This window comes from Roseovarius faecimaris (assembly GCF_009762325.1).
Taxonomy (GTDB): domain Bacteria; phylum Pseudomonadota; class Alphaproteobacteria; order Rhodobacterales; family Rhodobacteraceae; genus Roseovarius; species Roseovarius faecimaris.
Genome location: NZ_CP034348.1, coordinates 3,217,381 through 3,232,599 on the forward strand (window position 1 = coordinate 3,217,381; position 15,219 = coordinate 3,232,599).

Here is a 15,219-nt window from a genome sequence, read left to right on the forward strand (position 1 = left end):
CCGCTTACTCTGCCTTGCTGGGATCACCGGACGCCCAGGCCACGCCATCACCGCGATCCATGCCCGCCATTCGTGCCATGTCTTCCGCGTCGATCTCGAACCCGGCAAGCGCGATGTTCTGGGCCATTCGCTCCGGGTTCAGGCTCTTGGGTAGCACGGCATACCCGTTCTGAACCCCCCACCTCAGCAGCAACTGAGCTTCGGTCACCCCGTATTTTTCCGCCATTCCAGCAAAGACATGACCATCGGCACGCATCTCTTCGGTCTTGGCGCTGTCCTGGCCCGGCTCGGTGCGCCAGGTGGAAAGCGGCACGAGGCTGCTATAGGCAATCGGCGCAATCGCGTTTGCACGCATATAGGCCAGAAGATCGGGCTTCTGCGACCAGGGGTGCAGTTCGATCTGGTTGGCGTCGGGCATCGACAAACCGGCGGCTTTGATTTCTTCCAGATGATCCTCGTTGAAATTGCTGACACCGATTGACCTGGCTTTTCCGCTGGCCTTCAGCTCCAGCAGGGCCCGCCATTCATTCAACCGCTCCGCGCCGCCATACGGGGCATGGATGAGATAAAGGTCCACATAGTCGAGCCCCAGCTTTTCAAGGCTGTCGTCACAGGCCGCTATCGTCTCGTCAAAACCTTTCGGGGCATCACCCCAGGCCGGATTGCCGGGCCAGAGCTTCGCCGTCACGAACACATCCTTGCGCGACAGGCCATTCGCTGCCAGTCCGTTGCGGAGCCCTTCGCCAACCTCAACTTCGTTGCGATATCCCGACGCGGTGTCGATATGCCGGTAGCCTGCGGTAATCGCCGCCTCAATCGCAGCCGGGGCGTCTTCGGGCGAAACAAGATAGGTCCCGTACCCCACCGCCGGTATCGAAACGTTGGATGTAAGGGGAAAACTTTGGGTCATGAGAGTCATTATCGAATGTCCTTTCGTGCGACTGTCCTGATCCGAGCATAGGGGCAGACAGCGTCCTGCGCCTGCCAGAACCTGTAATAGACCTGCCTAATTCTCTAAACATGAATTGTTTCAGGTGCATTTGCATTTTTGGTCCGCTAGGCTTCTCAGAAAGGAGGCGCACATGAGATTGGATGAACTTCGAGAGCTTGCTCTGCGCTTATTATCTGAAAATAGGGCATATCCACCGGGCATTCACATTCTGCAAAGAGAGGCGCCTTCCTCAATCGAGGCTGTGATATATCGTCCTGTGATTTGCCTGATCCTTCAAGGCGCTAAAGAAGTGACCATCGGGAACAAGACGGTTTGCGCCCGAACGGGTGACGCGCTTCTGGTCAGTCACGATCTGCCGGTTGTCTCGAAGATCACCGAGGCAAGCCAGGACAAACCTTACCTTGCCCTGATCCTGGAAATAGACCTGGCAGCTATCCGCGGTCTCTACGAGCAGCTCGGAGATACGTTGGAGAACGTACCCGACGCGAGGTCGCTGTCGCGCCAGGCGGCCGACCCGGCCTGGATGGAGCCGCTGCAACGGTATCTGCGCCTGGCCGGCTCCCAACTGGATCTGACGGTTGTCGGGCCGCTGACCTTGCGCGAAATACATTATCGCCTGCTGCTCTCGCCGATCGGGGGCATGCTGCGCAATCTGCTGAAGGTCGACAGCCATGCAAGCCGTATCGCCAAGGCCATTCTGCATATCAGGTCCGGGTTTCGTCAGCCTCTCGCAATCGAGACCCTTGCGCGCATGGTTGGCATGAGCACGTCGTCCTTCCATTCGCATTTCAAATCCGTGACCGGCACTTCGCCCCTGCAATATCAGAAAGATCTTCGCCTGATCGAAGCGCAATCCCTCTTGCAGGGCGGGCAGCACAGCGTCGCATCGGCGAGTTTCGAGGTGGGGTATGAAAGCCCTACGCATTTCAGTCGCGACTTCGCCAGAAAATTCGGGGTCCCCCCCAGCCGCGCCCTGGCAGCCGCCTGAATATCGTTGGCAGACACAGCAAACTGATGCAGGCTTTCCGGAGCATCTGAGAAGGCTCCGATATGCCCAACATCATCACGCTCGACGAGGCCGAGAATGCCGCAGAGTTTTTTCCTGGCATGCAGGTCTGGTGGCGCGGTGCGTTGGCGCGCGGCTCTCATCAGGAGCTTTGCTGGGTCAAATTCGAACCGGGCAGCACCTATCCGCTTCATTCACACCCCTATGAGCAGGTCAGTGTCATGGTGCAGGGGCGTATGCGCCTGCGCGTGGGCGATGAGACACGAGAGGTCGGAGCCGGCGATATGTGGTTCGCCCCGGCGGACATGCCCCATGGCGGAGAGATCCTTGGCGAAGACCCGGTGATCTTCATCGATGTCTATGCACCGCCCAGCCGCGGCGATGGCAGCGACGTGACCTATTTCGAGTGAGCGGTAAAAACCCCTACCCGCACTTGGAATGCCCACAACTGCCGCATGTCATACACCCCTCAACCATGCGCATGTCATACTGACCGCAGGACGGGCAGGCCGGGCCTTTGGGGCTGTCGAGATTCACCACCTGCGCCCGTGGGTCGGCCTTCAGCCCCATGCCTTCGCCTTCGAGGAAACCAATGGCGACCATGTGCTGTTCAAGCACTCCGCCGATGGCCGCGAGGATGGAGGGAATGTATTTTCCATTCATCCACGCCCCGCCGCGCGGATCGAACACGGCCTTCAGCTCTTCCACCACGAAAGACACGTCGCCGCCGCGCCGGAACACAGCCGAGATCATGCGGGTCAGCGCCACGGTCCAGGCGAAATGCTCCATATTCTTGGAGTTGATGAACACCTCAAACGGGCGACGGTGGCCGTTCAGCACGATGTCGTTGACAGTGACATAGATCGCATGATTGCTGTCGGGCCATTTCAGCTTGTAAGTGGCGCCTTCCAGCTCGGTCGGGCGGTCCAATGGTTCGGACATATACACGACCTCACCGCCCTCGGGCGATGCAATGGCAGGGCTTTCATCCGGCACCTTATCGGCGTTTTCGCTCACACTCAAAACCGACCCCGTCACATCATTCGGCCGGTAGGTAGTGCAGCCCTTGCAGCCCGTATCCCAAGCCTCCATGTAGACGTCCTTGAACGCCTCGAAGCTGATATCGGCCGGGCAGTTGATCGTCTTGGAAATGGAGCTGTCCACCCATTTCTGCGCGGCGGCCTGCATCTTCACATGCTCCAGCGGCGCAAGGGTCTGGGCGTTGACAAAATACTCCGGCAGCGGCGCATCCCCGAATTTCTCGCGCCAAAGCTGCACGGCATAATCGACCACTTCCTCCTCCGTGCGGCTGCCATCGCGTTGCAGCACCTTGCGGGTGTAGGAATAGGCAAAAACCGGCTCGATCCCCGAGCTGACATTCCCGGCATAAAGGCTGATCGTGCCGGTGGGGGCGATCGAGGTCAGCAAAGCGTTGCGAATACCGTGCTCACGAACAGCATCCCGCACATCGTCGTCCATGGATTGCATCGTCCCGCTGGCAAGGTATTCCTCCGCATCGAAGAGCGGAAACGCGCCTTTCTCCTTGGCCAGATCCACCGACGCCAGGTAAGCGGCACGGGCAATGGCGCGTAGCCAGTTTTCGGTCTGGGCGGCGGCCTCGTCACTGCCATAGCGCAGCCCGACCATGAGAAGCGCATCCGCCAGGCCCGTGACGCCAAGACCGATGCGCCGCTTTGCTTTTGCTTCCGCCGCCTGCTCAGGCAGGGGAAATTGCGACGCATCCACCACATTGTCCATCATCCGCACGGCGGTGGTCACAAGCTCGCTCAACGCGGTTTCACAGACATGCGCGCCATCCTCAAACGGTGCGTAGACAAGCCGTGCGAGGTTGATCGACCCCAGCAGGCACGCCCCATAAGGCGGCAAAGGCTGCTCTCCGCAGGGGTTCGTCGCGGCAATCGTTTCGGCATAGGCCAGGTTATTGGCGGCGTTGATGCGGTCGATGAAGATCACCCCGGGTTCGGCGAAATCATATGTCGCCTTCATGATCCGGTTCCACAGGTCACGCGCCTGCACGGTGTGATAGACCTTACCGTCAAACTGCAGCTCCCAGCTGCCATCGGACTTCACGGCTTCCATGAAATCATCGGTCACCAATACACTCAGATTGAACATTCTCAGCCGCGCGGCATCGGCCTTGGCGGCGATGAAATCCTCGATATCGGGGTGATCGCAACGCATCGTGGCCATCATCGCGCCCCGGCGGCTGCCTGCAGACATGATCGTGCGGCACATCGCATCCCACACATCCATAAAGCTCAGGGGGCCGGAGGCATCAGCGCCCACGCCCTTCACATCGGCGCCACGCGGCCGGATGGTCGAAAAGTCATAGCCGATGCCGCCGCCCTGCTGCATGGTCAGCGCCGCCTCGCGCAGCGCGTCGAAAATACCCCCCATATCGTCGGGGATCGTGCCCATCACGAAGCAGTTGAAAAGCGTCACCTTGCGGCCCGTCCCGGCACCCGCCGTGATCCGCCCCGCCGGCAGATATTTGAAATCCTCAAGCGCGCGATAAAAGACATCTTCCCAATGGGCGGCGTCATCCTCCACCACGGCCAAAGCCCGCGCCACGCGCCGCCAGCTGTCCTCGACAGTCAGGTCATGCGGCGTGCCGTCCGAGGCTTTGAAGCGGTACTTCATATCCCAGATGGCTTCGGAAATAGGGGCAGCAAAACGGCTCATATCGGCGATTCCCTGATGATAGAGACGGGCACAATAACTTGAATGCCTCTTTCTTTCCACTACGATATCTACCCAGGACTCAGGGGATTCTTTTGGCCAACCTACATCTCATCAAGCTCAGCGTCGGCACCGAGAGCGTCGAGGACCTCGCCGCATGGCACAAGACCAAGCGCGCCCAGGGGGCCGATGGGTTGCCGCGCCATGTGACGCGCATGTGGCCCAAGCGTGAAGCGGAGCTGCTTGATGGCGGATCGATCTACTGGGTGATCCAGGGCCATGTGCAATGCCGCCAGAGGATCGTGCGGCTGGATGAGGTCATCGGCTCCGATGGCATCCGTCGCTGCGCGATCGTGCTCGACCCGGAGCTGATCCGCACCACCAGCGCCCGCAAACGCCCGTTTCAGGGATGGCGCTACCTGCCCGGCGACGATGCGCCTGTCGACCTGCCTAAAGGCCGTCAGAGCGACGACACTCTGCCCGCCGATCTATCCGCTGCCCTCGCTGATATCGGCGTTCTATAAACGCGCCTGCGCCTTCTTGGTCCAAACACCCACCCGCAACGCGCATCGCCCCATGAGGGCGCAGGGTGGGTGGGCGGGCGCGCCCGAATGGGGCGATACCGCGCTCAGAGCTTGCGGAAACTTCCACCATATCTGCCCGCCTTCGTCGCTGCAGGGAAAGCCCCCTCATCGCAATAGCGCTGGTGGCACCGCTCAAGCGCCTTGCTGTCCAGCACCACGCCCAGCCCCGGGCCGTCCGGCACCGAGACAGCCCCCGATTTCGGCACAAAAGGTCCGCCCTCGATCACATCATCCGCATACCAGCGAAAAAGGGTCTGCGACGCCCCGCGCACTGGCTCCAACGCCGCCGAGACCTGAAGATAAGCCGCACTGGCGATACCCGTCTCGCCGGAATGAAAACGAAATCCCACATCGAACCGCTCACAGGCGGCGATAAACGCGACCGTATTGGCGATGCCTCCAAGCTCATTAAGATTGGTCACAATCGCGTCCGGAGCGCCCAAGGCCACGGCTTTGCGCAGATCGATCCTATGTGCCGAAAAGCTGGCTGGCGTCATCGCACGCAGCGCCGCCATTTCCTCGTAGCTTTCAACCGGTTCCTCGTACCAGGCCACATCATAGGGCTGCAATGCGAGGATCGCCTGCCTCGCCGAGGGAAGCGTCCAGCCGCCATTGGCATCCAGTCTCAACTCGCGGTCTCCAATCGCCGCTCTGATCTCCCGGACCATCTCCACCTCGGTGGCAAGATCAACGGTGGCAAGCTTGCCTTCGAATATCCGGGCATCGTGCTGTTCGATCATCTCGGCGCAAAACCGGGCAATCTCCAGCGGCGTACTCTCACCTGGATGCGTCGGCCCCGGTTCACGGAACGAGAAGTATTCGGTCAGAGCCACGTGGTCACGGGCCTTGCCCCCCAACAAATGCCAGAGCGGCACGCCTTCGGTCTTGCCGCGCGCATCCCACATGGCCATCTCGATCCCGCCAAACGCGCGGCGCAATCCTGGCAGATTGGCCCAGGCGCTGTATTCCATATCGGGAACAACCCGCCGTCGCGCGTCCTGAATGAGGCGGATATCGAGCCCGATCAGCGCCTCCCCCATCACCTCGACGTCCCGCACGCGATCACCATCTGCACATTCACCGAGACCAACGACCCCGTCTTCTGTCCGAAGCTGGATCACCGTCTTGGTAAGCGATGCGATACTGCCATAGCTAAAGCGATAGGGGGCAACGAAGGGGATATTGACCGCTGTGGCCGAAATGGACCGGATCTTCATACGTGCGCTCCTGCGAAGGCTACCGGAACTCTAAAGGTTTTTCGCAGTGTCGGTATCCCCGAAATACACGGTATTTATTGCGAACGGCTCGCAATTCCCCATGTGCCTCCCCATATGTCTGTCATGAACAGACGTGACTTTGCAAAATCCCTCGCCGCGCTTGGCCTTGTACCGGCCCTGCCCGCGATACCCACCGCCACCGCTGCTCCGGCAGCGGGCTTTTCGGCATATATGTACGGGCTTGGCGCCCATCTGGCGCGCAGCAGCGGCGGATGCTCGGCGGGGGTGCTGGCACGAAAGCTGCGGCTCACACCCGAAGCGGCGGAGGCGATGCAGGCGCAGCTTCTGCGCAACGGGGTGGTCCGGGCGCCGGGCGCGGGCGGATTTGCGGCGGCGGCACAGCCCTATATGCAAAGCGTATCTGCGGCGACCATGTCAGCGGTCGAAACCGCGAAATCGCTTCAAAAACATGCGTTGGACGCCTCGGGTGGTCCAACAGGTCACACCGCCCCCGAAAGATCCGTCACCCCAGAGCAAGACGCGTCAGAAGCTCAGTCATCGTGTGCCGATCAGCCTCGGGAATCTCAGCCATACGTGACTGAAACAAAGTCGCCTGAGAGCTGAGGATCAGCCCGTCATCGAGCACCTTCAGATGATTGGCGCGCAGGGTGTCCCCCGTTGAGGTGATATCGGCAATCGCCTCCGCGGTCTCGTTCTTAACAGTGCCTTCGGTCGCGCCCTGACTATCGACAAGCTGATAATCCGCCACGCCGTTCAAACGCAGGAACTCGCGCACAAGGCGGTGATACTTGGTTGCGATCCTAAGCCGGAAACCATGCCGTTCACGGAATGCGGCAGCCACCGCATCAAGATCATCGAGTGTGCTGACATCGACCCAGGCTTGCGGCACCGCGAGGATCAGATCGGCCTGACCAAAACCCAATGGCTCCAGTTCCGTCACCCGGTTTTGCCAGCCTGCAAGCTTTTCACGAACAAGATCTGTTCCGGTGACGCCAAGGTGAATGCGCCCCGCCGCCAGTTCCCGCGGAATTTCCCCTGCTGAAAGCAGGATCAACTCGACGTTTTCTATACCGTCCACGGCGCCAGCATATTCGCGGTCTGACCCGGAACGGCCAAGCGCGATACCCCGCTGGCCAAACCAGTCGAAGCTTTTTTCCATCAGTCGGCCCTTGGACGGTACGCCCAGCTTGATGCTCATGCCACGCCCCCCAATGCCAGCACCAGCCCCGGACGGATCACGCCGCCCACAGCCGGGATCTCGCGGCCCTGGCCCAAGCGACGCGTCAACGCATCATAGCGCCCGCCGGTGGCAACAGGCGGCAGATCCGGACGCGCCTCGGCGGTAAAGCCAAATACGAACCCGTCATAATATTCCATTTGAGTGCGGCCATAGGAGGCCTCGAACTCAAGCGCAGCCACATCGATCCCGCGCGCATCGAGAGCACCAAGCCGCGCCGCGAAGCGTTCGACAGCGATACCAATGGCGGGCATGTCCACCGCAATATCGCGCAGCCGCTCCAGCGCGTCATCGCTGTTCCCGCGGACCGCGAGGATCGCATCGATCACGTCGACCTCACCTTCCGAAAGCGGCGGGGCGCTGCGGTCTTCCTGCAGCGCGTCGATACGCGCGGCGATCTCGGCGGCACTTCGCAACCCGATCAGAGGTGTCGCCCCTGCCATGGGATCGGCCTCTTCCAGCAGCGCCAGACGCGCCTTTGGCCAGGGCGCGCGACCGGAAAACCTCTCGATCAGCGCGCGAAACCGGCGCGGCCGCCAGATATGGCGCATCAGCGCGCGCTTGCGCCGCTCTGTTGTTTGCAACCCCGCCACAGCCGCAGTGAGGATCCCGATATCCCCCGTTGCGGCGCGCAGGCCAAGCGGCTTCAGAATATCATGGATCAGGGCGAACACCTCGGCATCCGCCGCATCCGGCGCCTCACGCTCGAATATCTCATAGCCGACTTGCAGGTACTCGTTCTTGCGTTCCGGATCATCCTCCTGTCGGCGAAAGACCTCTCCGGCATAGGTGTAGCGCGCAGGCTCTGCCCCATGTTCCATATGCATCTGCACCACGGGCACGGTGAAGTCGGGGCGCAGCATCTGCTCGCCGCGCAGCGCGTCAGAGGTGACATAGGCGCGCGCGCGGATATCCTCACCGTAAAGATCGAGCAGAACCTCGGCAGGCTGGAGCACAGCGGTTTCCACCACTTGCGCGCCTTGCGCTTCAAAAAGGTCGCGCAGCCGCGCGGCCTCGGCCCGGATCGCGGCGCGCTCTGGCATCAGCCCTGACCGTCCAGAATCTCGCGCACCTTCGCGACAAGCTGATCACGTGGCACTTCGAACTGGCTCGGGCGCTCTTTCCATTCCTCCAGCGTGGCGTTCTCGGCGATCTGCGCGCCAAGGATCAGATCCTTGATCTGGACTACGCCATTTGCCTTTTCCTCGGCCCCTTCGATCACTGCGACGGGGCTGCCGCGCTTGTCGGCATATTTGAGCTGGTTACCGAAGTTCTTGGGATTGCCCAGATAGACCTCGGCGCGGATACCTGTGCTGCGCAGCTCGGCCACCATCGCCTGATAATCGGCCATGCGGTCACGGTCCATCACGGTAACGACGACAGGGCCCTGGGTGCTGCCACCGACACGGCCCTTTTCGCGCAGAGCCGCCAGCAGCCGATCCACACCGATGGACACGCCCGTGGCCGGCACGGCCTGCCCGGTGAAGCGCTTGACCAGATCGTCATAGCGCCCGCCACCCGCGACCGAACCGAACTGCCGCTTGCGGCCTTTCTCGTCGAGAATATCGAAGGTCAGTTCGGCCTCGAACACGGGGCCGGTGTAATACCCAAGACCGCGCACGACCGACGGGTCGATCTCGATCCGGTCGGGGCCATAGCCTTGTGCGGCCAGAAGACCCGCGATCGTTTCAAGCTCCTGCACACCTTCGGCACCGATGCTACTCTCGCCGATCGCGCTTCGAAGATTGGCAAGTGTCGTTTGGGCATCCGCACCTTTTGACGTAAGAAACGCCAGAACCGGGCCTGCCTGATCTTCGCTCAGCCCGACCCCATCGATGTAAGCGCCCGACGCATCCAGCCGTCCCTTACCGAGAAGCTCTCGCACCCCGGCCTCGCCCACCTTGTCGAACTTGTCGATGGTGCGCAGAACCGCATCGCGCTCTGCATTGTCATTCAGCCCCATCGTCTCAAGCACACCGTTCAGCACCTTGCGGTTATTGACCCGCACGAGGTAGTCGCCGCGCGGAATACCCACGGCCTCCAGCGTGTCGGCCAGCATCGCACAAATCTCGGCATCCGCTGCCGGAGAGGCCGTGCCAACCGTGTCGGCATCGCATTGGTAGAACTGGCGAAAGCGCCCTGGCCCGGGCTTTTCATTTCGCCAGACGGGACCCATCGCATAACGGCGATAGGGCGTGGGCAGGTCGTTGCGGTGTTGCGCATAGACACGGGCCAGCGGCGCGGTCAGGTCATAGCGCAGCGCCAGCCAGTCACCCTCGTCCTCCTGCCAGGCAAATACACCCTCATTGGGCCGGTCCACATCCGGAAGGAACTTGCCCAGTGCCTCGACCGTCTCGACCGCCGAACTTTCCAGCGCGTCAAACCCGTAGCGATGATAGACCTCGGCAATGGATGCAAGCATCTCGGCGCGTTCGGTGACGTCGCGGCCGAAATAATCGCGGAAGCCTTTGGGCGTTTCGGCCTTGGGGCGCGGGGTTTTCTTGGGTTTGGCCATGACAGGCGTCCTTGAGGCAGGTTTCGCCGCGCGGTCTAGCGGATGGGGCAGGCAGGAGCAAGCGCCGGCACCCGATTGACGGCCCTCGCGGATATGCCTAGACCGGACGGCATGAGCAAAACCGAGGAAACCCTGGCCCATCTCATCCGCACGGTGGACGAGCTATCGGACGTGGTGGCCGCACAGCAACGCGAGATCGACGTGCTGACCCGGCGCGTGGCCATGCTGATGCAACGCGAAGCAGAACGCGAGGCGGACGGGTCCGGAGGTGTGGTGCTCGGGGATGAGCGGCCGCCGCATTACTGAAATACCTAGCCGCCCTTGATATCGGTCGCGACCATCTCGCCATCATGCAAAAGCAGGTTCTTCCAGCGCGAGTTGCTGCCAAAACGCTCATAGATGCTCACGAATACCGTGTTGTTTTCCAGGCGCGCCAGCTTGGCCCCGCAGGGTTTCTTGCGCGGCACGCCGCAGATGCGGGATTTCAGCTTGTCATACGCCTTGTCCGTATCGCTATAGGGCTGCACCTCGGCAGGCAGGCCATAACGGAGCTGTTCATGCATGGCGACGGACCCGAACATGGCAAGCGAGGCCGTGAACTGCCGCGCGCACCCATCGGCAAAGCCGGTTATGAAAAAACTGTGCGGCGCGGTGTTGCCGGGATCGCCATCATAAATCTTATGCCGGGGGCGGCTCTCGGGGAATTGCGCCACCTTCTTGCCCATCTGGCTTTTGCTCAGCCCGCAGATGCGCGCCACTTTGCCATAGGGCAGGACAGTGCCCGGAGCGATCTCGCTCACCGCCGCAACATCGGGCTTGGCCGCTCCGCCGAAGAGGTTGAAACCTTTGCGTTTTGCATCTGCGGCAGGCTCTGACGGTGGAGACAAGCTGGCCGTCTCAACCTGTGCGGGTTCATCGCCAGGCATGGCCAGCGCGAGGTTGGCAGAGGGTGTTTCTGTTGTTGGCTCCACCGGAGTGGTATCAGCAGCAGGGGCCGCACGGGTGAAAAACGCGAAAAGACCGGATTTCTGAGGCTGGGCTGTGGCTGTTGCAGGTTCGGCACTGTCCTCAGTTACGGTGTCTGGGACCGCCGCTTCAGAGGGTTGGGCCGCACCCAGAAGCTGCGCAAGCACGTTGGTGTTCTCAGGCCCGGCAGTGGCGGCGATATCCACAGTGGCGGCATCCTCGGGCAGGTCCTGCTCGGACAGGCGTGGGAAATCGGCGAGCGGATCCCCGCAGCCAACAAGAGCGACACACGCTGACAAACAGATCATGAACCGTGCAGCAAACAGGCCCCTATCCCCCCATGGATGGGGCTTGGCATAACGCATGGCGGGGGTCGAGGTCTATAAAATTTGCCCTATTCAGGCGAATAGGCGATGCTTTGCAGGATCGCAGGTTCAGAATTCCTCGACCATGACAACCCCGCCGAGGCTCTTGATTGCGCCTTTAATCTGCGGGTTGACCGGGTAATCGCGCCCGGTATCCAGCTCGACCTCGCCCGGCAAACTAGGGTCGAGCAGACAGAAGCGGATCGGCCCGCGCCCGCCGGTCTTCACCGATTGCACCGCCCCGTCCAGCACGTTGGCGACCGAAGGGATGGCCGCCGCGTCATCGACAAAAATTCGCAACCCGGCAGCGCCCGCATCGGCCACAACCGCATCGATCGGTTGCACTGCGCGGCAAAGCAGTTTGAGCTGCTCGGCCTCCATCGTGGCTTCGGCGGTGATGACGACACGGCTTCCGGTGTCCAGATGGTCGCGAAACTTCTCCAAAGGTTCGGAGAACATCGTCACCTCGTACCCGCCTGTCGTATCGCTGAGCTGCACGAAGGCAAAGCGATTGCCCTTGGCCGATTTGCGCTCCTGTCGTCCGGCCACGACGCCGGCCATCTTGACAACAACGGCCCCCTTACGGCTGGCTTCCTCGCTGACCTGCTCCAGTGTCAGCACCTGTTTACGTTTGAGCGCCGCCTGGTAGTCATCCAGCGGATGACCCGACAGATAGAAGCCGACCGCCTTGAACTCTTCGGTGAGCCGCTCGGCAGGCAGCCAGTCTTCCACCGGGCTCAGGCGCGGCTCGGGCAGGTCATCGCCGGCTTCGCCAAAAAGCGATACCTGGCTGGACGTCTTCTGCTCAAAGATCGCGGCGGAGTAACTGCTGAGCGCCTCGATACTCTCGAACACGCGGCGGCGGTTGCGGTCGAGCTGATCAAACCCGCCAGCCCGCGCCAGCATCTCCAGCGGGCGCTTGCCGATCTTCTTGAGATCCACACGGCGGGCGAAGTCGAAAAGCGTGGCGAAGGGTTTATCCTCTCCATCGGCGCGGCGCCCGTCGGTGATCAGCTTCATCGCCTCCACGCCGACATTCTTGAGCGCACCCAGCGCATAGTGAAGCGCCCCGTCACGCACCACAAAGGTCGGCTCCGAGCGGTTCACGCAGGGCGGCACCCAGGGCAAATCGAGCGCCTTTTTCACCTCTTCGAAATAGACCGCAAGCTTGTCGGTCAGGTGAATATCGCAATTCATCACCCCCGCCATGAATTCGACCGGGTGATTGGTTTTCAGCCAGGCGGTCTGATAGCTGACCACGGCGTAGGCGGCGGCGTGGGATTTGTTGAAGCCATAGTTGGCGAACTTGTCGAGAAGGTTCCACACCTCCAGCGCCTTGGCGTCATCAACCCCATTTTCCTTGGCCCCGGCGATGAACTTTGGCCGCTCGGCATCCATCGCCTCCTGGATCTTCTTGCCCATGGCCCGGCGCAAAAGGTCAGCACCACCAAGTGAGTAGCCCGCCATTTCCTGCGCGATCTGCATCACCTGTTCCTGATAGACAATGATACCCTGGGTCTCATCCAGAATGTGGTCGATTGAGGCATGCAGCGTGTCCCGTTCGCTCAGGCCGTTCTTCACCTCGCAGAATTTCGGGATATTCTCCATCGGGCCGGGACGATAGAGCGCCACAAGGGCGATGATGTCCTCGATGCAGTCGGGCTTCATCCGCTTGAGCGCATCCATCATGCCCGAGCTTTCCACCTGGAACACAGCCACCGTCTGGGCACGGGCGTAAAGCTCATAAGTCTTGGTATCGTCAAGCGGGATGGCGTTGATCTGGTTCTCCGCCCCCGGCGCAGGTTCATAAAGTTGGGTGCCATCAGCGGCGATATGCAGATCCCGCCCGCCTGCGTGGATCTGCTCCATCGCGTTCTGGATCACGGTCAGGGTCTTGAGACCCAGGAAGTCAAACTTCACAAGCCCCGCCTGTTCCACCCATTTCATGTTGAACTGGGTCGCGGGCATGGTCGAACGCGGATCTTGATAGAGCGGAACGAGCGTATCCAGCGGCCGGTCGCCGATCACCACACCAGCGGCATGGGTGGAGGCGTTCCTGAGCAACCCTTCCACCTGCATGCCATAGTTCAGCAAACGGTCGACGACCTCTTCGTTGCGGGCTTCTTCCCGCAGCCGTTCCTCTTGTGCCAGCGCCTTTTCGATCGAAAGCGGTTTGACCCCTTCCACCGGGATCATCTTGCTCAGCCGGTCGACCTGGCCATAGGGCATCTGCAAAACCCGGCCGATATCGCGCACCGCAGCCTTTGACAGCAGCGCCCCAAAGGTGATGATCTGCGCCACGCGGTCCCGGCCATATTTCTCCTGCACGTAGTCGATCACCTCTTCACGGCGATCCATGCAGAAGTCGATGTCAAAGTCAGGCATCGAAACCCGTTCGGGGTTGAGGAAGCGCTCGAACAGGAGTGAATAGCGCAGCGGGTCAAGGTCTGTAATGGTGAGCGCATAGGCAACGAGGCTACCGGCCCCTGACCCCCGGCCCGGGCCCACGGGAATATCCTGCTCTTTGGCCCATTTGATGAAATCTGCCACGATCAGGAAATAGCCGGGGAAGCCCATGCCTTCGATGATCTTTAGCTCGAACTCCAGGCGCTCTTCATACTCGGCCACGGGCGCGGCATGCGGTATCACCTCAAGCCGTGCCTTCAGACCCGCCTCGGCCTGGCGGCGCAACTCCTGCACCTCGTCATCGGCGAACCTGGGAAGGATCGGATCGCGCCGATAGGCCCCGAATGCGCAGCGGCGGGCAATCTCGACCGTGTTTTCTATGGCTTCTGGCAGATCGGCGAAAAGCGTGGCCATTTCCTGCGGCGACTTGAAGTAATGCTGCGCGGTCAGTCGGCGACGCGGCTCGGACTGATCCACATACGCCCCTTCTGCGACGCAGATCATTGCATCATGGGCTTCATACATCTCGGCGTTTGGAAAATAGACATCGTTCGTTGCCACCAAAGGCAAGTCCATCGCATAGGCCATTTCCACCAGGCCCTGTTCGGTGCGCCGCTCCGCCTCGGGCAAACCAGATTCACCGGGATGACGCTGCAACTCCACATAAAGCCGGTCGCCAAAGGCCTCGGCAAGCACCCGCATCAGGTCTTCGGCGGCAGGCCGTTGCCCGCCCTGCAAAAGTCGGCCGACCGGGCCATCGGGCCCCCCAGTCAGGCAGATGACATCACCCGCATATTGACGGAGCTCCTCCAGCGACACATGCGGCAGCGAACCGTCACCGCGTAAATAGAGGCAGGAGTTGAGCTTCATGAGGTTCATGTAGCCCGCCTCATTCTGTGCCAGAAGCACCACCGGCGCGGGCGGCTTGGCCCGCTCACCCGGCGCGGGCGTGAGATAGGCCAGATCGACCTGGCATCCCATGATGGGCTGAATGCCCGCACCGCTCGCGGTCACGGAAAACTCAAGTGCCGCGAACATGTTGTTGGTGTCGGTCACGGCCACGGCAGGCATCTGCGCCGCCTCGCACAGCCCCGGCAGCTTCTTCAGGCGCACCGCTCCTTCAAGAAGCGAGTATTCGGTGTGCACACGCAGGTGGATGAATCGGGGATCGCTGCTCATGCTGCCACACTAGGACAGCCGCCCGTGCGGGGCCAGATGCGATCTGCTGCTTTGACCACCTTCCAAATCAC

The 15,219-nt window shown here is 61.3% G+C and carries 12 protein-coding genes; 4 read left to right on the top strand and 8 right to left on the bottom strand.

The genetic code is table 11. The features are described 5' to 3' along the window. Positions 1–4: 4 nt before the first annotated feature. Positions 5–919, bottom strand: a complete 915-nt coding sequence (locus EI983_RS16195) for an aldo/keto reductase (protein ID WP_157708388.1) — start codon at positions 917–919, stop codon at positions 5–7. A gap of 163 nt (positions 920–1,082) precedes the next feature. Between EI983_RS16195 and EI983_RS16200 the strand changes: the two genes are divergently transcribed. Further along, positions 1,083–1,940 carry an AraC family transcriptional regulator gene (locus tag EI983_RS16200; protein ID WP_157708389.1) on the top strand — a complete coding sequence of 286 codons (858 nt, stop codon included), beginning with the start codon at positions 1,083–1,085 and terminating at the stop codon, positions 1,938–1,940. A 62-nt stretch (positions 1,941–2,002) separates the two neighbouring features. Continuing rightward, a complete protein-coding gene (locus tag EI983_RS16205; RefSeq protein WP_157708390.1) occupies positions 2,003–2,368 on the top strand; it encodes a cupin domain-containing protein in 366 nt (121 codons plus the stop codon). Between the two features lie 13 nt (positions 2,369–2,381). On the opposite strand, the gene EI983_RS16210 is transcribed toward EI983_RS16205, so the two are convergent. Next, positions 2,382–4,661 (bottom strand): adenosylcobalamin-dependent ribonucleoside-diphosphate reductase, encoded by a 2,280-nt coding sequence (locus EI983_RS16210; protein WP_157708391.1) that lies wholly within the window; start codon positions 4,659–4,661, stop codon positions 2,382–2,384. Between the two features lie 92 nt (positions 4,662–4,753). Between EI983_RS16210 and EI983_RS16215 the strand changes: the two genes are divergently transcribed. Further along, positions 4,754–5,182 (top strand): DUF1489 family protein, encoded by a 429-nt coding sequence (locus EI983_RS16215; protein WP_157708392.1) that lies wholly within the window; start codon positions 4,754–4,756, stop codon positions 5,180–5,182. A 104-nt stretch (positions 5,183–5,286) separates the two neighbouring features. Here the strand turns inward: EI983_RS16215 and EI983_RS16220 are convergent, their stop codons facing one another. The 4 genes from EI983_RS16220 to hisS all read right to left on the bottom strand — a co-directional run bounded on the left by EI983_RS16220 (position 5,287) and on the right by hisS (position 10,232). Then, positions 5,287–6,459: a mandelate racemase/muconate lactonizing enzyme family protein gene (locus tag EI983_RS16220; RefSeq protein WP_157708393.1), complete on the bottom strand. Its 1,173-nt coding sequence runs from the start codon at positions 6,457–6,459 to the stop codon at positions 5,287–5,289. A 523-nt stretch (positions 6,460–6,982) separates the two neighbouring features. After that, on the bottom strand, positions 6,983–7,678 hold the full coding sequence (gene hisG / locus EI983_RS16225; RefSeq protein ID WP_157708394.1) for an ATP phosphoribosyltransferase: 696 nt from the start codon (positions 7,676–7,678) through the stop codon (positions 6,983–6,985). Continuing rightward, on the bottom strand, positions 7,675–8,760 hold the full coding sequence (locus EI983_RS16230) for an ATP phosphoribosyltransferase regulatory subunit (protein WP_157708395.1): 1,086 nt from the start codon (positions 8,758–8,760) through the stop codon (positions 7,675–7,677). The genes hisG and EI983_RS16230 overlap by 4 nt, the downstream gene beginning before the upstream one ends. Further along, positions 8,760–10,232, bottom strand: coding sequence for a histidine--tRNA ligase (gene hisS, locus EI983_RS16235; protein WP_157708396.1), 1,473 nt, complete (start codon positions 10,230–10,232; stop codon positions 8,760–8,762). Before hisS ends, EI983_RS16230 begins: the two co-directional genes overlap by 1 nt. A 111-nt stretch (positions 10,233–10,343) precedes the next feature. On the opposite strand from hisS, the gene EI983_RS16240 reads away from it, so the two are divergent. Next, complete coding sequence (locus EI983_RS16240; protein ID WP_157708397.1) at positions 10,344–10,538, top strand: SlyX family protein; 195 nt, start codon at positions 10,344–10,346, stop codon at positions 10,536–10,538. 5 nt (positions 10,539–10,543) lie between these two features. Here EI983_RS16240 and EI983_RS16245 read toward each other — a convergent pair whose 3' ends face one another. Both EI983_RS16245 and dnaE read right to left on the bottom strand, forming a co-directional pair. Further along, positions 10,544–11,506 carry a hypothetical protein gene (locus tag EI983_RS16245; protein ID WP_157708398.1) on the bottom strand — a complete coding sequence of 321 codons (963 nt, stop codon included), beginning with the start codon at positions 11,504–11,506 and terminating at the stop codon, positions 10,544–10,546. A gap of 126 nt (positions 11,507–11,632) precedes the next feature. Next, positions 11,633–15,148, bottom strand: a complete 3,516-nt coding sequence (gene dnaE / locus EI983_RS16250; protein ID WP_157708399.1) for a DNA polymerase III subunit alpha — start codon at positions 15,146–15,148, stop codon at positions 11,633–11,635. Positions 15,149–15,219 lie beyond the last annotated feature (71 nt).